This is a genomic window from Paraburkholderia sp. XV, from assembly GCF_020177535.1.
Classification (GTDB): domain Bacteria; phylum Pseudomonadota; class Gammaproteobacteria; order Burkholderiales; family Burkholderiaceae; genus Paraburkholderia; species Paraburkholderia caribensis.
In genome coordinates, this window is the sequence record NZ_JAGUUD010000048.1 from 21,777 (window position 1) to 41,530 (window position 19,754).

15 protein-coding genes are annotated in these 19,754 nt (G+C 64.3%); 14 read left to right on the top strand and 1 reads right to left on the bottom strand.

Features of this window, described 5'->3' with window-relative positions:
- Positions 1-20: 20 nt before the first annotated feature.
- The 5 genes from hpnJ to KFO72_RS21990 all read left to right on the top strand — a co-directional run bounded on the left by hpnJ (position 21) and on the right by KFO72_RS21990 (position 4,982).
- The gene (hpnJ, locus tag KFO72_RS21970; protein ID WP_054930543.1) at positions 21-1,445 is read left to right on the top strand and encodes a hopanoid biosynthesis associated radical SAM protein HpnJ; all 1,425 of its coding nucleotides are present in this window, start codon (positions 21-23) and stop codon (positions 1,443-1,445) included.
- A complete protein-coding gene (gene hpnK, locus KFO72_RS21975; RefSeq protein WP_060601004.1) occupies positions 1,442-2,305 on the top strand; it encodes a hopanoid biosynthesis-associated protein HpnK in 864 nt (287 codons plus the stop codon). Before hpnJ ends, hpnK begins: the two co-directional genes overlap by 4 nt.
- The gene (locus tag KFO72_RS21980; protein ID WP_054930539.1) at positions 2,302-3,291 is read left to right on the top strand and encodes a lysylphosphatidylglycerol synthase domain-containing protein; all 990 of its coding nucleotides are present in this window, start codon (positions 2,302-2,304) and stop codon (positions 3,289-3,291) included. Before hpnK ends, KFO72_RS21980 begins: the two co-directional genes overlap by 4 nt.
- A 104-nt stretch (positions 3,292-3,395) precedes the next feature.
- Positions 3,396-3,863, top strand: a complete 468-nt coding sequence (locus KFO72_RS21985; protein ID WP_054930538.1) for a Fur family transcriptional regulator — start codon at positions 3,396-3,398, stop codon at positions 3,861-3,863.
- A gap of 414 nt (positions 3,864-4,277) precedes the next feature.
- The gene (locus KFO72_RS21990; RefSeq protein ID WP_060600999.1) at positions 4,278-4,982 is read left to right on the top strand and encodes a carbonic anhydrase; all 705 of its coding nucleotides are present in this window, start codon (positions 4,278-4,280) and stop codon (positions 4,980-4,982) included.
- A 45-nt stretch (positions 4,983-5,027) separates the two neighbouring features.
- Here KFO72_RS21990 and KFO72_RS21995 read toward each other — a convergent pair whose 3' ends face one another.
- Entirely contained in the window at positions 5,028-6,434 is a 1,407-nt protein-coding gene (locus KFO72_RS21995; protein ID WP_062915326.1) for a PLP-dependent aminotransferase family protein, read from the bottom strand.
- 720 nt (positions 6,435-7,154) lie between these two features.
- Between KFO72_RS21995 and KFO72_RS22000 the strand changes: the two genes are divergently transcribed.
- The 9 genes from KFO72_RS22000 (at position 7,155) to KFO72_RS22040 (ending at position 19,655) form a co-directional block, all read left to right on the top strand.
- Positions 7,155-7,373 (top strand): hypothetical protein, encoded by a 219-nt coding sequence (locus KFO72_RS22000; protein WP_225033025.1) that lies wholly within the window; start codon positions 7,155-7,157, stop codon positions 7,371-7,373.
- A 49-nt stretch (positions 7,374-7,422) separates the two neighbouring features.
- Complete coding sequence (locus tag KFO72_RS22005; RefSeq protein ID WP_054930541.1) at positions 7,423-8,409, top strand: iron-containing redox enzyme family protein; 987 nt, start codon at positions 7,423-7,425, stop codon at positions 8,407-8,409.
- Positions 8,406-9,404: an iron-containing redox enzyme family protein gene (locus tag KFO72_RS22010; protein WP_224100217.1), complete on the top strand. Its 999-nt coding sequence runs from the start codon at positions 8,406-8,408 to the stop codon at positions 9,402-9,404. The genes KFO72_RS22005 and KFO72_RS22010 overlap by 4 nt, the downstream gene beginning before the upstream one ends.
- Positions 9,405-9,412: 8 nt before the next feature.
- Complete coding sequence (locus KFO72_RS22015; protein WP_225033026.1) at positions 9,413-10,915, top strand: iron-containing redox enzyme family protein; 1,503 nt, start codon at positions 9,413-9,415, stop codon at positions 10,913-10,915.
- Entirely contained in the window at positions 10,905-12,188 is a 1,284-nt protein-coding gene (locus KFO72_RS22020) for an aspartate aminotransferase family protein (RefSeq protein WP_225033027.1), read from the top strand. Before KFO72_RS22015 ends, KFO72_RS22020 begins: the two co-directional genes overlap by 11 nt.
- Complete coding sequence (rarD, locus tag KFO72_RS22025) at positions 12,185-13,267, top strand: EamA family transporter RarD (protein ID WP_225033028.1); 1,083 nt, start codon at positions 12,185-12,187, stop codon at positions 13,265-13,267. Before KFO72_RS22020 ends, rarD begins: the two co-directional genes overlap by 4 nt.
- Before the next feature lie 592 nt (positions 13,268-13,859).
- On the top strand, positions 13,860-16,148 hold the full coding sequence (locus KFO72_RS22030) for a TerB N-terminal domain-containing protein (protein ID WP_225033029.1): 2,289 nt from the start codon (positions 13,860-13,862) through the stop codon (positions 16,146-16,148).
- Positions 16,145-17,455: an ATP-binding protein gene (locus tag KFO72_RS22035; RefSeq protein WP_225033030.1), complete on the top strand. Its 1,311-nt coding sequence runs from the start codon at positions 16,145-16,147 to the stop codon at positions 17,453-17,455. Before KFO72_RS22030 ends, KFO72_RS22035 begins: the two co-directional genes overlap by 4 nt.
- Positions 17,427-19,655 carry a DEAD/DEAH box helicase gene (locus KFO72_RS22040; protein ID WP_225033031.1) on the top strand — a complete coding sequence of 743 codons (2,229 nt, stop codon included), beginning with the start codon at positions 17,427-17,429 and terminating at the stop codon, positions 19,653-19,655. Before KFO72_RS22035 ends, KFO72_RS22040 begins: the two co-directional genes overlap by 29 nt.
- Positions 19,656-19,754 lie beyond the last annotated feature (99 nt).

Genomic DNA, 19,754 nt, shown 5'->3' on the forward strand with positions numbered 1-19,754 from the left:
ACAACTCGTGGAAAGCGAATATGAAGAAGACGTTATTTTTGCAGGCGCCGTCGTATGACGGTTTCGATGGCGGCGCGGGGTCGCGTTATCAGGCAAAGCGCGAGATCCGCTCGTTCTGGTATCCGACGTGGCTCGCGCAGCCGGCCGCGCTCGTGCCGGGCAGCCGCGTGCTCGACGCGCCCGCCGACGGTCTTTCCGTCGAAGCGTCGCTCGCGATCGCGCAAGAATACGAACTTGTCGTCATCCACACGAGCACGCCGTCGTTTCCGACCGACGCGCTATTCGCCGGGCAGCTGAAAGAACGCGCGCCGAACGTGTTGATCGGCATGGTCGGCGCCAAGGTCGCCGTCGATCCGCACAACTCGCTGACGGCGAGCGAGGCCATCGATTTCGTCTGCCGCGAAGAGTTCGATTTCACCTGCAAGGAGATCGCCGAAGGCCTGCCGTTTTCGCAGATCAAGGGCCTGAGCTATCGCGCCGCGGATGGCTCCGTCGAGCACAACGAAGCGCGCCCGATCCTCGAGAACATGGACGAGTTGCCCTTCGTCGCGCCTGTTTATCAGCGCGATCTGAAGATCGAGAACTACTTCATCGGCTATCTGAAGCATCCGTATGTGTCGATCTATACCGGGCGCGGCTGCCGCTCGCGCTGCACGTTCTGCCTGTGGCCGCAGACGGTGGGCGGGCATCGCTACCGCACGCGCTCCGTCGAGAACGTGCTCGAAGAAGTGAAGTGGATTCGCGACAACATGCCCGAAGTGAAGGAGATCATGTTCGACGACGACACGTTCACCGACTTCAAGCCGCGCGTCGAGGAGATCGCGCGCGGTCTCGGCAAGCTCGGCGTCACGTGGTCGTGCAATGCGAAGGCGAACGTGCCGTACGCGACGCTCAAGATCATGAAAGAGAACGGCCTGCGTCTGCTGCTGGTCGGCTACGAATCGGGCGACGACCAGATTCTGCTGAACATCAAGAAAGGCCTGCGCACCGACATCGCGCGACGCTTCTCTGAAGACTGCCGCAAGCTGGGCATCAAGATTCACGGCACCTTCATACTCGGCTTGCCGGGCGAAACGAAAGAGACGATCCACAAGACCATCGAGTACGCGAAGGAAATCAATCCGCACACCATTCAGGTGTCGCTCGCCGCGCCGTATCCCGGCACCACGCTCTACAAGCAGGCCGTCGAAAACGGCTGGCTCGAAGAGAACAAGGTGATCAATCTCGTGAGCGCGGAGGGCGTGCAACTGGCGGCGATCGGTTATCCGCATCTGTCGCGCGAAGAGATCTATCACCATCTCGAACAGTTCTACCGGCAGTTCTATTTCCGTCCGTCGAAGATCTGGGAGATCGTGCGCGAGATGCTGCTAAGCTGGGAAATGATGAAGCGGCGCCTGCGCGAAGGCGTCGAGTTCTTCCGTTTCCTCCGGGCGCACGAGGCATGACGCGACAGTCGACGCAGCATTCGATAAACGCACCGCGACGCGCGCTGATCGTGACGGCCGACGACTTCGGTCTGCATGTGCGGATCAACGAAGCCGTCGAGCGCGCGCATCTGCATGGCGTCCTGACGTCGGCGAGCCTGATGGTGTCCGCGCCCGCCGCGGCGGATGCCGTGCGCCGCGCGCAGCGTTATCCGAGCTTGCGCGTCGGGTTGCATCTCGTGCTAGCGGACGGCGTCCCCATGCTCGCCACGCATCTGGTTCCCGCGCTCGTCGACAGACATGGGCGGCTCGGCCAACGGATGGTGCGCAACGGCTTTCGCTTTTTCCTCCTTCCCGAAGTGCGGCGCCAGTTGAAGGCGGAAATCCGCGCGCAGTTTCAGGCCTTCGCACGCACGGGACTCCCGCTCGATCACGTCGACACGCACAAGCACTTTCATCTGCATCCGACGGTGCTCTCGCTGATTATCGAAGTCGGTAGCGAATATGGGCTGAAGGCGATGCGGCTGCCGTACGAGCCGGGTGCGCCTGCGTGGATCAGGCCGTGGATCGCACGCGTGCGCAAGCAGCTGGATAATGCAGGCATTGCACACAACGACTACGTGATCGGCATGTCGCAGACAGGGCATCTGGACGAGGCGGCGCTGCTCGCCGCGCTGGCACGGCTGCCGGAAGGCGTCGGCGAGATTTATTGTCATCCCGCCGTGGGCGGCGAGGGCGCGATTACACCGACGATGCAGACGTACCGGCACAGCGACGAACTCGATGCACTGCTGTCCGCACGCGTTGCGTCGGCGATCGCCGCGAGCGGGGCGATCACGGGCGGTTTCGCCGACGTGTTCGCGCAGCCGTCTTACCTATGATCAAGTGGCTCAAATGGCTGGGATTGCCCGCCGGCATCGCGGTGCTGATCGCATTGGCGTTGCACGGCGGCATCGACGATGTGCTGCACGCGATCCGTTCGGCAGGCTTCGCGCTGCTGTGGCTCGTGCCGCTGCATGCGCTGCCGTTGCTGCTCGATGCGCAGGCGTGGCGGCTGCTGCTCGGCAGAAGCGCGTCGCTCGCGTATCTGTGGTGGGTCGCGACCGTGCGCGAGGCGGTGAGCAGGCTGCTGCCCGTCGCGAGCATCGGCGGCGAGTTCGTCGGCGTGAGGCTCGCGCGCTGGAAAATCGAATCGACAGGCACGGTGTGCGCGTCGGTGATCGTCGAGGTGCTGGTGACGCTCGCCGTCCAGTATGTGTTCGCCGCGCTCGGGCTCGTGCTGATCGTTGCGCAGACGGGCCACGACGGTGTGCTCGCGACCGTCGGCGCGGCGTTGCTGCTGTCGTTGCCGCTGCCCGTCGTCATGTTCGTGCTGCTCAGGCGCGGCGGACTGTTTCACGCGATCGAGCGCTGGTCCGCGCGTCTGCCGATGAGCGCGCACTGGAACGTCGAGCGCATCGGCGGCGCGCAGCTCGATGCCGCGATCGATGCGTTGCTGCGTGAGCCGCGCCTGCTGCTGCGCGCGTTTGTCTGGCAGTTTGCGGGCTATCTGCTCGGCGCGTCGGAGGTGTACGTCGCGCTGTGGATGCTCGGGCATCCCGTTTCGATTGGCGGCGCGATCGCCGTCGAAGCGCTCACGCAGGCGGCGCGCCATGCGGCGTTCTTCGTGCCGTCGGGGCTGGGCGTGCAGGAGGCTGTCGTGGTGCTGCTCGCGCGAATGTTCGGCGTCGACGAGCAGACGGCGCTGTCGCTTGCGCTCGTCAAGCGGATGCGCGAAGTGCTGTTCGGCTGTACGGCGCTGGCATCGTGGCAGGCGGCCGAGCTCGTGCGCAACCGGGGCGCCGGTGTCGCGCGACCCTTGCGTTGAGTCCTTGCCGAATGCGAATCGCAATCAACTAGGTTCCGGAAATATTCATGCCGATGTCGTAGGCTGAAAGCCGGTTCCCTCGATTCGATCCAGAACGGCTGCGCATGCCGCCCTTGTCAACGTCTCTGACCCGAACGCTCGACGCGCTCAAGCGAGCCGGCCTGCTAGGCACGGCTGCGCAGGTCGCCGTGCTCGACTATCTGCAACGCACGGAGCATGGCCATTTCAGCGCGGAAGAAATTCACCGCCGCATCGCTGCAGGCGGCGAACGAATGAACCTGTCGACCACCTATCGCGTGCTCAGTCAGCTGGTGGAGGCGGGCTTCGTCGCGAACGTGCCGCTCGGCAAACATCACAGCCTCTACGAGCTGAACTCCGGCAAGGCGCACGATCATCTCGTGTGCGTGGTGTGCGGGCGCGTCGAAGAGTTCTCCGACCCGAAGATCAATCGCCGGCGCGTTGCGATCGCCAAGCAGTTCGGCTTGCGCATTGTCGGCAAGACCCTCGCGTTGCACGGGGTGTGCGCGGATTGCGCAGCGCGTGCGCATCCGCCGAGACTGCGAGCGAAGTGAGGGCGGGATGGCGGGATATACGCGCCGCGCCCGTTTGTGCACGCTGGAAAGGAGTGTTTCCGCGCGGCCCGTTAATCCGCGCCGTGCGAGCCGCTAAAGTGACGTTTGTGCGCGGTGGTTCCCTTCGCGCGCGAGAGAGCTTCCCCCGGTCGCCGCACCCGGCGTCCGGGGTTTTTTTCGATTGCTCCGTTTTTTTGACGCGGGTAACGTGAGCTTGCCTCTTGAGAACAGGCGAGCTTTTGTAGAGCCCCGCGCCGCTCCGATCACGTCCGGCCGGGGCTTCTTTTATGATGCCTCTCTTTGCGCGTTTCGTTCGCGCGCCGTGGCCCATGCGGCTATGACTGCCCGCTGACGCATTCCCGTCGTACACTTCCTGATCGATGATCCAGCTGCGCTGCGAAGGGGAACAGCTTCATGTCGGACGATATGCTCAACACCAGACGGCTTCGCGACCCAGCGAAGTCGGACCTGCTGCACCTGCTGGACGGCGTCGAGCAGTTCAGCGACGAAGTGTTTCCCGCCACCCAGGCGCTATTCGAAAGTCTTGCGCAAGGTCAGGCGCCGCACACGCTGTTCATCACCTGCGCCGACTCGCGTGTTTCGCCGGAAATGATTACGCAAACGCATCCGGGCGAGCTGTTCGTGTGCCGCAATATCGGTAATATCGTCCCGGCTTACGGCGAAATGCTGGGTGGCGTGTCGGCCGTCGTCGAATACGCGGTGCTGGCGCTGAACGTGCGGCAGATCGTCGTATGCGGACATAGCGACTGCGGCGCGATGCGCGGCCTCGCGGGCACCGCGCCCATGACAGCGGAAGACATGCCGACCGTCAACGCGTGGCTACGCAATGCGGAGACGGCGCGCAGCGTCGTGCAGGCGCGCAAGGTGGACAGCGATCATGTCGTGCAGGCGCTCGTCGAAGAAAACATCCGGCTGCAACTGATGCATCTGCGCACGCATCCATCCGTCGCCGGGCGGCTCGCGCAGAAGCGCCTCGATGTCCAGGGGTGGGTGTACGACATCGGGCATGGGCGTATTTCGGTGTTCAACGAGGACGACGACCGCTTCGAAAGCCTTGGCGAAGCGCGCACGCGGATTCAGCGGGAGCAGGGTAGCTGATCGCGCGCGGCGCGGCGCGGCTGTCTGGCTTCAATCGCCCATCGTTCAATCGCCCATGGCCGCCGCGCGCCGCAAGAATCCCAGCGCCCGGTCGTTGTCGAGATACGCGGTATTGAAACGGACCCACGGCGTCATCTCGCCGTGCGGCCGGTAATAGCTGCCCGGCTGCACCGTGATGCCGGCGCGGGCCGCCTCGGCGACGAACACATCCGAATTCGGCACACCCGGCACTCGCGCCCACACCAGCGTGCCGCCGCAGGGCTCGTCGAACACCTGCCAGCCGACGCCATTGAGCAATTCCACTGCGGTCGAAATGGCGCCATTCACGCGCCGCCGCAGCCGTTCCAGATGCTTGCGATACGTGCCGCGCTCGAGCAGCGCGGCCACGACGCGCTCGCTAAAGCGCGTGCCGCCCAGGCTGGTGAGCGCCTTCACTTCGACGAAGTGCTTGACCAACCCGGCTTCGGCGGCGATATAGCCGAGCCGCAGCGACGACGACAGGCTCTTCGAGAACCCGCCGATATACACCACACGCGTCAGCCGGTCGAGCGACGCGAGACGCTGCGTGGGAATCGCCTGGAAATCCGCGTAGACGTCGTCCTCGACGATCATGAAGTCGTGTTCCTGTGCGAGCTGCAGCAACCGGAAACCGACATGCGGCGCGACGTTGGTGCCCGTCGGATTGTGAAAGACCGTGTTGATGAAAAAGAGCTTCGGGCGGTGTTCCTTCAGCAGCGCCTCGACGGCCTCGACATCCGGCCCGCTCGACAGGCGCGGCACGCCGACCAGCTCGATGCCCTGCAGCTTGAGCAGCCCGAACAGGTTGAAGTAGCCGGGATCTTCGACGAACACGGTGTCACCCGGCTTGAGCAGCATCCGCACGACGAGGTCGAGCGCCTCGCTCGCGCTGTTGGTCACCATGATGTTCTGCGGCTCCGCCGCCACGCCGACGAACGCCAGGCGCTGTTCGATCTGCAGTCGCAACACCGGGTCGCCCTGCGGAATCGCGTAGTCGATCAGACTGCGCGCGTCCGTGCGGGACGCCTGGCGGATCGCCTGCGCAATGCCTTCGACGTCGCGCCATGCCTCGGGAATGAAACCGATCGACAGGTTTAGCACCTCGTCGGGCCGCTCGAACTGCCGCAGGATCTGGTCGGATTCGGGCGTCGCGCGGATCGCGTCGAGCCCGCGCGTGGCGCGCGGCGCTTTTTCGAACTGTTCGGCGACGTAATAGCCGGAACCGTGCTTGGGCTGCAGCAGCCCGCGCGTGGCCAGCCGGTCGTAGGCCTCGATGACGGGAAAGCGGCTGATGTTGTGTTCCGCGGCGAACTTGCGGATAGACGGCAGGCGCATGCCGACGCGCAGTTCGCGCGACAGGATCAGCGCTTCGACCTGACCGACGATCTGTTCCGTCAGCGGGGTAGCCGTTGCGACGTCGAGGGTGATCTTCATTCGCCTCCCTGTCGACCAGAGCGGGCGCGTTAGCACCTTACTTTGGTCCCATCAAGATGATTGCTCTGAAAGTGTTCATGCGAGTTTGCCGAACACTTCACGCAAATTGATCGAAAGTGTTCATTCCAGTTATCGCAGTTTACCGGAACAATAGGCCCAACGAGTTAGTTTGTTTGCATGAATTTTCGAGGAAAATGATCAGTAAATCATTGGGTTAGCGCAATTCGACGAATTCCTCGAACAGTGGTCGAAACGAACAAACACTTTATCTGATTCCGCAAAAACGGAACTGTACGAACAGAATTTCCGAGGCCGTGCAAAAAAGATGCGGTCCAGCAGAACCTGAGAGAAAGCAGAACCTGAGAGAAACAACCAAAGGCGGCCAATAACGAGAATCCGGCTGGACCGCCCAGACCTACAACGACCTCCCGGTGCGCTCCCTGTTATGGGGGCGCCCGTTTTTCGTCGAAGGCGTCTGGCTGCGGCGGGAGTCCGACACTCGGGCACGCATTCGGTAACGGCGCGCGGCTGCGATCGGCGGCAGCGGGCCGGCAAATAACACATACGTCTGACTGCGCCGCTGCGGCCCGGAAGCCGCGCCCGGCGTCAGATCCACGGCGGAAAACGGGGCTACAAGTTAAGCCTGTTGCGCTCATCGGCCTGCCACCATTGGCGAGGCGATGCTGCCCGCCACACGGCTTTGGGTTTTTGGCTCCGGGTGTGAAAGAACTGGCCACGGTGGTGGACAGCTTGTTAAGCAGTGCAGAGTTAACGCCAACCAAGGAGATTGAGATGACGACCCAAGTGCAGGTTCAGCAAGCGCAGCCGCAACAACAATCGCAGGCGCAGTCGCAAACGGACAGGCAAGACGACAAGAAAATCACTGTCGTGGTCAAGCCGCGCAAGGCGCGTCCCGTCCTGATCCCGGTTCACCTGTAATGCAAGCGCCGGCACCGTTGCGTGCCGGCCACGAATGGAGGCCGTCGCGATGGACGACATTTTTGAACCACAGGCGTTCGTGCTGGCGGGAAAGTGTCTCAGCACGTCGCCTTCGCTCGTCATCGAAGACGACGAGCATCAATATGAATTTCCGGCGTCCGTCGAGGGTGAAGACGCGGCGTCGCTCATCAGCGCGCTGCGCGCCGGCGTCAAGGCGGAGGAGGTGATCGCCCGCTATACGCCATACGAACAGCAAGTGTTCGACCGTCTGAAGGAACTGCAACTGGTGCGCGCGGTGAAGCCCGCGCTGGCGCGCAGCGGCCTCGACGTGTTGCTCGAGCTCGAAGATCTCGCCAACGACCTGCTGTATCGCACGCTCTATACGAACGTATTCTGGGAGAAGTGCGCGTCCGCGAGCACGGGCGCCGACATTCCCCTTAACGTGATCCACGGAATGATCGTGGAGAACTACCATTTCCTGTTCCGCGAAAGCTATTTCGACGCGCCTGTTCTGTCGTATGTCGCCAATACGGGCGTGCGGCTCTCGATGAACGAGTTCTACGCGGAAGAGTACGGGCACGACGAACTGTTGCTCAAGGCGCTGAACACGCTCGGCGTCACGCGTGAGGATCTCGCGCGCACGGTGCCGCTGCCGCAAACCATGGCGTTGTGTAACGCGCTTGCCTTCTGGGCCCATAGCGACCCGCTGTTCTTCTTTTCGACGCTCGGCATTCTCGAAGGCAAGGACATCAAGCAGGATTCCTTCCTCGACGCCGCGTATCGGATCGGCGTCGACCCCGCGCTGCTCAAGCCCGTGAAAGCGCATTCCGATATCAACCTGAACGGCGGCCACGGCAGCCTCACGCGCAAGATCTTCTCGCGCATTCCTGCCATCGCGGATGCGGACGTGCGGCGCATGCGCGCGCAAACGCATCTGTTCATCGAACTGTACGACCAGTTCTATACGGGCATCTGGGAACACTATTCGACGTCCCCGGCGCTGCTGCGCACACTCGACGTCGACGGGGAGGCATGATGCAGGCCACGACCGCAGCAGATCTTTTCGCCGCGCCGCGCTTTCGTCCCGGCGTGCAGCTGATCGAGGAGCACCACGGCCTGACGCTCGACTATCGCGAGCAATCGTGTTCCGTCGTCGCCGACAGCCACGGCGCGCTCAAGGCGTTCGTCGATTCTCTAAGGCGCGGCGACACGTCGATTCCCGAACTGAAGCGCCGCCATCCGGAGCTTGCGTCCGAAGTCGACGGGCTGCTGGAGGAGTTTGACCGGCTCGGCCTGTTGACCGAGAGCGCGTTTCCCGAGCCTCGAGGCTGTCTGTCAGGCGAGGAGTTCTATCACCGGCTCAGAAAGTTCGCCGCCGAAACCATCGAGGCGAATTCGACATCGCGTCTGTATCAAGGCCTCTGCGATCGCACGTTGCCGAAGAGCGCGCTGATCGGCTATGCGCTCGAATACTTCTATATCGTGCGCGAGGCGCCGGGTCTGATCGCGCCGGCGCTTGCCCATGCCGAGCCCGTCAAGGTGCAGAAGCTGCTGCAGGGCTTTCTCGCCTCGGAACTGAATCACGACGACATGCTGCGGCAGTCGCTGCAAGCCGTCTCTATCCGCACCGACAATCTCGACTATCTGGTGCCGCTGCCCGCCACGTTCGCTTTGTGCGCGTCGTTGGGCGTGTATGCGCGCCAGCATCCGTTGAGCTTCAAGTCGCTGCTGTTCCTGTTCGAGCAGCCGAGCGCGAGCTTTCATCTCGAGCTGGCGAACTATTGTCGCGAGACGGGCATTCCGGAAGGCTTCTGGCGTCCGATCGCCCGTCACGCGACGATCAACGACGAGTTCGACCACGAAGACATTTCGCTGAGCCTGCTTGCCGAAATCGAGGCGATCTCGCCTGAAGAGCAGATGACGGTCAGGAAGCACGTGATGCTCGCTATCGAAACCATGGTGCTGCAGGAGAACCAGATTCTCGATTTCTACGGCCGCCAGCCCGTCGTCAAACCGCGCATCTTTGCCTGAGAGCCGTCATGGAACGCTGGGATATCGATCGATACAGACGGCCGGCGCTGGTGCCGTGCGAGTTGTCGGCGGGCATCGAGGGACTGACGATCGGCGTGGGTGACGATGCCGTCGACCTGTCCTTCGAAGGCGTCGGGCGCGACGAGGTGGCCGAGGTGGTCACGCAACTGATGCGGCCTTCATCCGATGTCTGGATGCGGCTCAACGAAGGCGCGTGCCCAGCGTGGGTTCGCACGCTGACGGTGCAGCTGGATGCGCTGTCGCTGATCGAAGAGACGGATAGCGGCATCGACAGCGTCAGGTCGGATGCGCAGCATGCGATGGCGTTGTGTCGCGACGTCGCGAAGCGCCTCGCCGCGGTTGTCGGGCGCCGGCCTGGGATGTATCGGGAGGTGCTGGGCGTCGTCCATCAGATGCTCACGAACGACGCCCCCAATCGCGACACGACGCCTGGCGCGTTCCCGTTTTCGTGCAAGGAGAGCGGGCCGTTCGCGGGCAACTTCGCGCTTCAGTCGCTCCATTTTCAGGTGGCGTATGCGCGGCAGAACGCGCCCGAACTCCTGTTCGCGTGGCAGCACATGCTCGGCGAGGTGTTCCGCCAGGCGGGCTGGCATCCAGCGGCAGCCATTCCGGACGACGCGCCGCTGCAACGTTTGCACAGCGCCGCAGCGCTCGATCCCGCCGATCTGGAGATGTATCTGCTGTCGTTCGCGCATTTCGTCGAGATCGCACCTTTGCGGGTCGGCAGGCGCATGACGTCGGCGGATACGGAGCGTTTGCGCGAACCCTGCAGCGGTCTCGCGCTCGCCGCCCGCGCGGAGCGCCTGTTGCTCGGCGCGCTCGATCGACTGGGCAGCAACGCGTATGCTTCGGCCGCGCTCGCGAGCCGTGAAGTCACGCCGCTCGTGAAGGGGCTGTACGTCGAGCAGTATCACGTGACCGACCGCTTCGTCGAAATACTTGGGCCGCTGCTGTCGCGCCGTCTCAAACGCAATCTGCGCGCGCGGCTCTTTCAGTACTTCCAGGAAGAGTACGGTCACGAAGCGTTCGAACTCGCCACCTGCGTCGCGCTCGGCATGAACGAAGCCGAGGTGCGCGCCTCCGTACCGCTGCCGCTGACCGCGCTCTATATCGACGCGTACACGGTTCTCGCGCATCGCCTGCCCACCGCCTTCTTTACGTCGATCATGGTCACGGAAGGTCTGCGCGACCAGCACAGCCCCGTTCACGAGCACATTGCCGGGCTGGTCGAAAGCGCGCTGCATGCGGGCGACATCGTCGCAAAGCACGGCGAGACGAACGACGAACTGAATCATCCGAGCCTGTCGCGCCTGTTCCTCGCCGACGTTGCGCACGTGAGCGCGGCGGAGCAGCGCTATAGCCTCGAAGCGGCGCTCTTCATGCTTGAAGTGAACATGCGGCAACTGGAGTCGGTCGCGTTCTTTTACGGCGATCAGACGCGGCTCCAGTTTCATGGGCTGCGCGAAGGCAGGAGGCCGCTTGAAATCTGACGACGGGCTCGACGAATCAGACCAACGCGGGGTTGAGCGCACTGAACGCTTCGACTCCGTGAATCCCTATTGGGAAAGGTTCCTCGACGAAGCGGGCCTCGACATGACGGGCGCGCGCGGCGACGGCTGTTATGTCGAAACAGCCGACGGCCGCGTGTTGCTCGATTGCCTCGCGGGTTTTGGCACGGCGAATCTCGGGCACGCGCATGCGGCGCTGCTCGCGCGCTTTGCCGACGCGCTTCAGCGCACGTCGATAAACGTGTTTCCGTTCGAATGCGCCGAGTCTCAACTCGCGCTCGCCAATAAATTACTCACGCTCAGCGGCCAGCGCTTCCAGAAAGTGTTCTTCGCGACCACGGGCGCGGAGGCCGTCGAAAGCGCCGTGAAATTCGCGATGACGAGCACGGGGCGCACCGACGTGGTCGCCTTCCGCGACAGCTTCCACGGCCTGTCGATGTTTTCGTCATTCATGACGGGCAATCCGTTCTGGACGGAAGGGCTGCGCTGGAGGCCGGGCAACGTCCATCACGTCGACGCGCAGAACTTCGCCGCGCTCGAAGACGTACTCGCAAGCCGCAAGATCGCCGCCGTCGTGTTCGAGCCGGTGGCGGGGTCGTCGGCGGCGCAGCACTGGACGGCGCACACCGCGTCGCGTCTCGCGGCGCTGTGCCGCGAGACCGGAACGAAGCTGATCGCCGACGAGGTGTATTGCGGCCTCGGCCGTACGGGCACCTGGTTCGGCATCGACACAATCGGCATGGACGCCAGGGCACCCGAGGCATCGGTCGCGCCCGACATGCTGGTCGTATCGAAAGGGTTGACGGGCGGGTTGGTGCCGCTGTCGGCCGTGCTGATGAACGACGGCGATTTCGACGCCGTGTTCGGCGCGCCCGGCAAGGCGAAAGTGCAGGGCTCGACCTTCGGCGGCAACCGGCTTGCGATGCAGTGCGGACTGATCGTGCTCGACCTCGTCGAACGCGGACGGCTCGTCGAGAACGCGGCTGCGATGCGCGCGCTGATCGGCGAGCGCATCGCAGCGCGTTTCGATTCGCGCGTGACCTTGCACGGCACGGGCCTTGCGCTCAGCCTCAGGCTCGACGCGCGCCTCGGCAGAAGCATGACCGACGTCTGGCTCGATCTGATCGACGGCGGCGTGCTGGCGATGCCGAATTCCGCCGCGCCGGATTCGCTGCGTCTGTCGCCGCCGCTGATTTTCGGCGTGGATGAAGTGGAAGTTCTGATCGACCGACTCGACGAGGCGCTACAGCCATGAATGCGAACAATCAGAAGCAGAAGGAGGGCGCCGGCTACGCTGCGCTGCTCGTGGCGCTCTGCTGGTGGGGCCTGATGCCGCTGTATTACTGGCATCTGAAGGCGGTGAGCGCGCCGGAGATGCTCGCGCATCGCGTGTTCTGGTCGTTCGTGGTGCTGTCGGCCGTGATTGCGCTCAAGCCCGCGCTACGGCAACAGATGGGCGACTGGCGATCGTTCGCGCTCGCGTTGTTGCCGGCGGTTTTGCTGTCCGCTAATTGGGTTGTGTACATCTTGGCGTCGGTGACGGGCAACGCGTTACAGGCGAGTCTCGGATACTTCCTGAATCCGCTGCTGTCGGCTGCGCTCGGCATTGTTTTTCTGAACGAGCGGCTTAACGGTCTGAAAGCGGCGGCACTGGCGCTCGGACTTGCAGGCACCTTCGTCCAGTGCTACGCGCACGGCGGGGTGCCCGTGTTCGCCGTGATGCTGACAGTCACATTCTCGCTGCTGGGGCTCACGCGCAAAGTGTGGCCGACGCGAAACGCGATCGTCAGCACGTGGCGTGAAACGGTCGTAATGATGCCGTTCGCACTCGGCTATTTCGGCTATCTGAGCTCGCATCATGCGCTTGCGTTCACGTCGTTGGGCGTCGACGCGTCCGTGCTGATGATGCTGGCGGGGCCGCTGACCGTCGTGCCGCTCGCGCTCTACGCCTACGCGATGCCGCTGGTTTCGCTGACGGAATCGGCCGTCATGCAATACGCGACGCCGACCGTGACGTTCATCCTCGCGCTCACGGTCTTCCATGAACGGCTGACGACCGTCGATCTGACCGGCTATGGGTTGATCTGGTGCGGTCTCGCCCTCGCGACCTATGCGTCGGTCTGGCGCCGTCCGCTTGTGCTCGCTGTCGCCGCGCCAGGCACGGCGCAGGGAACGCAAAGTGTGCAGGGCGTGCAAGGTGCGAGCGTCGCGCCACAAAACGTGTCTATTCTGGCGCCGCACAAAAAGACGCCAGCTTCCGCTGGCGTGAATAGGTTCTGGCATTCCGAGGGCCGTCCAGAACCTGAGAGACGGTGTGAGAAGTCTGACGCATAAGGGCGTCGAAGACCGCGTTTCAGATTTCGGCGCGTTCGATCAGGAACTCCTGTGCGCGAAATGCATGTCGCCGAGTGTAACTCCAGTTCGCAAAATGAGCTTGCAAAATATGCGATTTAGTTGGGGTCAGATTGTTCGCTCGCGTACAAAGGCGTTTGTAAGAAAAGTCGTGACTTCAGTTGTCTCGATGCGGCTTCCACGGAGCACGAGCGGCCATTTCTGCGCCGTCGGAGCGATCCTGAAAAAGAACATATAATCAAAGGTCGCGACCGCGCCGGGCAACGGATTCCCGGCGACGTGGACGGGAGAACAATGAGCCGCGGGCGAAGCAGTGTTGGGAGGGCGGGGTTGTCGTCATCGGCGTGTCGATGGGACTTGCCTTTCTTGCATCGGATGCGCGCGCAGGTCCGCCGTCCGATCGTTCTGGCGCCGGCTGGGTGGGCTGTTCCGTCTGGGCTGGCTTTCGTTGGTTCCCCTCAAGCTTGCATCGAAAGACACGTTGTGCGGCACGCAGCGTGCCGGCAAGCCATTGCGGTTCGTGTCGCCGTTTTCATCCGGATCTCACAGGGCTCCTGAGGAGCCAGGCAATTTCATGACAAGTTCTCCCGGCTCGTATGACGACGAGCCGCTGGTATCGATGGACATGGCGGGCTCAGCCGCCGACGCTTACCGCATCGGCCCCGCGCCGGGCGGCGCGCGGCCTGCTGCGCGCTCGTCCGCGCGCTTTGTCGCGCCTGGCGAAAGCATCGATATCCATGGCCTGACGGTCACGGGAGGCTTCTTCTACACGGGCGACGTGCAACGCCTGCACGCCGATTCGATCGAGGCATGCGTGATCGACGCACGCTTCGACGTCGCCCGCGACGGCGCGGACCCGGCAGCCGGGCTTGGCAGCGTGGCGCTCAGCTATGGCGGACTCACGCCGGAGCAACGCCGCACGTATCTCGAATGGCTCGCCTCCGATCGCAAGAAATCGGACATCAACACCGGCTATCTGTTTTTCTACCTGTACGGACTGGAACGGCGCGTGCTCGTCGACGGCGCGGCGGGCAAGGTGGGCGTCGACGAGTTCGACGCGATCGCCAGAGAGTTGCGGCGTCTGCTCAATCTCGACGCGAACTACGGCTGGCAAAAGCATGTGCGCGCGCTTCTCGATGCGTTGTCGCTGGTGGCGTTGCGGCATACGCGGATGTATCTGCAGCCCGCGCCCGACGGGCTCGCGACGGGCTATCAGGTGCCGCTGAACGTGCGCGTCGCGTTCGGCCAGGCGGCGCTCGACCAGCATCCGTTGCCGGCCGGCTGGGCGCTCGCGTGGGTCAAGCTCGATCCCATGATGGTGCGGCGCACGGCCGTCGCGCGGTGCCCCGAGGAGTTCGACCGCGTGTTCATGCGGCAGTATCGCGACCGTTTCGGCGCCGGCATGATCTTGCCCGCGAACCGCACGAAGCTCGACGCGTCGCCGCAGCCGTCGTTCCGCGCATTGAAGAGCGTGCCCGTGCCGGGTTTTCTGGTCGGTCTGCCCGATATCGCCGCCGTGAACGGCACGCGCAACAAACTGCAACTGTTGATGCACGAGAGCGCCGCCGCGCTCGACGCGTACAGCCGCTATCTCGGCCGCTATCCGGAGGCGCAGGGCACGCTGGAAGCGACGCTGACGCTGCCGCCCGCCTTGTGGCCGCAGGCGACGCACGACGCAATCGCCACGCTGGCCGCCGAAGTCGCGCGCGAGACGGCTGTCAGCACGTTCGGCGCGGTGCTGGCGCGCTTCGGCTCGGGCGGCAAGATGACGCGCGACAAGGCCGTGGTATTCACGACCGCGCTCGCGGAAGCGGGCATCGCCGTCGAGCCCGATGTGCGGCTGGGCGCGCGCACGCCGAAGCCGACCGACGCGGTCGCGCTGTTCGCCGTCGCGCCCAGCGCGAACCCGCTTCCCGTCGACGATGCATACGATGTCGCGACGATCATCGTGGATCTCGCCGCGACGGTCGCGCGCGCGGACGGCGATGCGACCCAGCGCGAGACGGCCGTGATCGAATGGCAGATCGACCAGTGGCCGCACTTGTCCGATGCGCAGCGTGCGCGGCTGAAAGCGCGCAATCTCGCGCAACTCGCACAGCCGACGGCGAGCGCCGGCATGAAGAAGAAACTGGAACCGCTCGCGCACGACGTGAAGGCGACGATCGCCTCGTTTCTGGTGCACACCGCGAATGCCGATGGCGTCGTGTCGCGCGAAGAAGTGCGTTTGCTGGAGAAGGTGTACCGGATGCTCGGCATCGATCCGCAGCGCCTGTACACCGACCTGCATCAGCACGCGAGCGGTGCGGCCATCACGCCAGCGGGCGTGAAGCATGTCAGGAAGCCGGCACATGCGCCCAGGCCCGTCGCGGTGAAACACGAGTTCGTGCTCGACGCGACGCGCATCGCCGCGCTGAAGGAAGAGACGGCGCGTGTCTCTTCGATGCTGGCCGATGTGTTCGTCGAGGAAGCGCATGGGGCCGTCACCGCCGTGCACATCCACGAAACGGCGCAGTCGGCCGCTGTCGAGGAACGGGACATGCTTGCGGCACAGGCAACGGCCGCTGTGCCCGCCGAAGCGCCTGAACCGCAGGCAGAATCAGAGTCGACGCTGCAAACGTCTGAAGCAAGCGGGCCGCTGCTCGGCCTCGACGACGCGCATTCGTCCTTCCTGCGCCTGCTCGTGACGCGCGGGTCGTGGACGCGCGCCGAACTCGCCGATGCCGCGTCGCATCTCGAACTGATGCTGGACGGCGCGATCGAACAGGTAAACGAGGCGTCGCTCGACCGTTGGGACGAGCCGCTCACGGACGGAGACGATCCCGTCGAAATCAATCAGGAAGTCGCACAAAGGTTGGCTGCATGACAACGATCCGCCCCAGGGACCGCGACGCGGTCCTGCAATCCCTGCGTGCCGGCGTGGTGCCGCGCATCGGGCAACATCTGCTCCAGGTCGGGCGCGCGCACGAACTCGAAGCATTGCTGAAGGACATCGAGCGCGTTGCGGACGGCGGCTCGGCGTTCCGCATCGTGGTCGGCGAATACGGCGCGGGCAAGACATTCTTCCTCAACCTCGTGCGCGCCATCGCGCTCGAGAAAAAGCTCGTCACCGTTCATGCCGACCTGAATCCGGACCGGCGTCTGCATGCATCGGGCGGCCAGGCGCGCTCGCTATACGCGGAGCTGGTGAAGAACATGGCGACGCGCACGAAGCCGGAAGGTGGCGCGCTGGCAGGCGTGGTCGAAAAGTTCATCGGCCAGGCGAAGACGGAAGCGAAGGCGACGGGCCGCACCAGCGACGAAGTGATCCGCGCGCAGCTGTCGCAACTGACCGAGATGGTCAACGGCTACGATTTCGCCGACGTGATCGCCGCTTACTGCCGCGGCTTCGAAGAGGGCAACGAGAAGCTCAAGAGCGATGCCGTGCGCTGGCTGCGCGGCGAGTTCACGACGCGCACCGACGCGCGCCAGGCGCTCGGCGTGCGCACCATCGTCGACGACGCGAGCATGTACGATCAACTGAAGCTGCTCGGACGTTTCGTGCGGCTCGCGGGCTATAGCGGACTGATGGTGTGTCTCGACGAGATGGTGAATCTCTACAAGCTCGCGAATGTGCAGGCGCGCAACGCGAACTACGAGCAGATCCTGCGTATCCTGAACGACTCGCTGCAAGGCACGGCGGAAGGGCTCGGCTTCGTGCTGGGCGGCACCCCCGAGTTTCTGCTCGACACGCGCCGCGGCCTCTATAGCTACGCCGCGCTGCAATCGCGGCTCGCGGAAAACGCCTTCGCGACCAATGGGCTCGTCGATTACAGCGGCCCCGTGATCCGCCTCGCCGCGCTCACGCCGGAAGACTTCTACGTGCTGCTCGACAAGCTGCGCATCGTCTACGCGTTCGGCGACGCGAGCAAGGCGCTCGTGCCCGAGGAAGCGATTCCCGCGTTCATGGCGCATTGCGCGACGCGGCTTGGCGAAGCGTATTTCCGCACTCCGCGCACGACGATCACCGCGTTCATCAATTTCCTCGCGGTGCTGGAGCAAAACCCGTCGGCCGACTGGCGCGCGCTGATCGGCAGCATGGATATCGAGCGCGACACGGGCGGCGCGGCCGACATCGTCAACGACGCCGCTCCCGATAGCGACGATGAGCTTGCAAGCTTCCGGCTCAACTGAGTCGCGCAGCTTCGATCTGCTCGACGAGCGCATTCGCCGCTGGATCTGGCGCGAAGGCTGGACCGAGCTGCGCGACGCGCAGGAGCGGGCGGTGCCCGCGCTGATCGACGCCGACCGCGACGTGATCATCGCTGCGGCGACGGCGGCAGGCAAGACGGAAGCCGCGTTCCTCCCGATTCTTTCGAACCTGCTGCGCGACACGCCGTGCAGCGGTTCGGTGCTGTACATCAGTCCGCTGAAGGCGCTGATCAACGATCAATGGTCGCGCCTCGACAACCTGTGCGATGCGCTGGAGATTCCCGTCACCGGCTGGCATGGCGATGTGTCGTCGGGACGCAAGCAGCGCTTCGTGAAGAAGCCGACGGGCGTGCTTTTGATCACGCCCGAGTCGCTCGAAGCGATGTTCGTCACGCGCGGCGCGTCGCTCGAAGCGACGTTTGGCGCGTTGCGCTACGTGGTCGTCGACGAGTTGCATGCGTTCATCGGCTCCGAGCGCGGCATGCAGTTGCAGTCGCTGATGCGGCGCGTCGATCGCGTGTGCGGGCGCAACGTGCCGCGGGTCGGTTTGTCGGCGACGCTCGGCGACATGCGCCTTGCCGCGGATTTTCTGCGCCCGCGCAAGGCGCAGGACGTGCAGATCATCGAGTCCGGCAGCACGGGCCAGGAACTGAAGATCCTGATCAAGGGCTATGTCGAAAAGCCGCCGCGCATCCAGTTCGAGCCGGGCATCGAGAATCCCGGCCTCGAAGACGTCGTGCCCGCCAGCACCGTCGAGGTCGCGAATCACATGGTCAAGGTGCTGCGCGGCTCGAACAATCTGATTTTTCCCAACAGCCGCCGGCAGGTCGAGCTCTACGCCGACCTGCTGCGCCGCGCCTGCGAGCGCGATGGCTATCCGAACGAATTCTGGCCGCATCACGGCAGCCTGTCGAAAGAACTGCGCGAGCAGACCGAGCAGGCGCTGAAGGCGGGCGATCGCCCCGCGAGTGCTGTCTGCACGACGACGCTGGAACTCGGCATCGACATCGGCGCGGTGAAAAGCGTCGTGCAGGTGGGGGCGCCGCCGTCGGTGGCGAGCTTGCGGCAGCGGCTCGGACGTTCCGGGCGCCGCAAGGGCGAAGCCGCGATTCTGCGCTGCTATGACGTGGAAGCGGAATTGCACAGCGGTTCCGATCTGTCGGACCGGCTGCGCGAGAGCCTCGTGCAATCGGTGGCGATGGTGAACCTGCTGCTGCGCGGCTGGTTCGAGCCGCCGCGCGAGCGCGGCATGCATCCGTCGACGCTCGTGCAGCAGATTCTGTCGATCATCGCCGAACGCGGCGGCGCGAGCGCGGGCGAGCTGTGGGACACGCTGGTGGCGACAGGCCCGTTCGGCACGGTCGACAAGCCGACGTTCGCGGCGATCCTGCGCGGCCTCGGCACGAAGGATCTGCTGGTGCAGGAAGCGGGCGGCTTGCTGCTGCATGGCGTGGCGGGCGAGCGCCTCGTCAATCACTACGAGTTCTACGCATCGTTCTCGACCGACGACGAATTTCGCATTGTCGCGGGCGCGAAGGTGCTCGGCTCGGTGCCCGTGTCGCGTCCGCTGTCGCCGGGACAGGGGCTCGTGTTCGGCGGTCAGCGCTGGCGCGTGCAGGATGTCGATGCGGGCAAAAAGACCGTGTACGTGACGCCCGATCAGGGCGGCGTGCCGCCCGTGTTCGACGGCGGCGGCTCGCTCGTGCATGACGAGGTGCGGCGCGAGATGTTCAATGTGCTGAAGGATGGCGCGCCCGTCGTGTTTCTCGATACCACGGGCCGCGAGCTACTCGAAGAGGCACGCCGTTACTTCGCATCGAACGAACTGGCCACGCGCTCGGTGTTCACGCACGGCGGCAGCACGGTGCTCGCGACATGGTCCGGCGACTGGATCAACGATGCCCTCGTCGTGCTGCTGCGCGCCGAAGGACTCGACGCATGGAATCAGGGGCCGACAGTCAGCGTGCGGGTAGCCGGTTCAGTGAAGGATGCGCTGCAACGCATCGCCGCGCTGACGCCCTCGCAGACCAAGGAGGCACTGCGCGCGATCGGCAACATCGACAACGAGAAATGGGACTGGACCTTGCCCGACGACGTGAAGCGCGACGCGTACGCATCGCTGCGGCTCGACATGCCGGGCGCACAGGCCCTGGCGCGGCGGCTCGCGACAGCGTGCGAATGACGCCCGCAAGCACGGGCGCAGCGAGGATGCGCGCACAATCCGAGTGCAGGCAGCGCAATTAAGCGGTAGCATACATTTCTTTGCGCGCTTCGCCCTGGC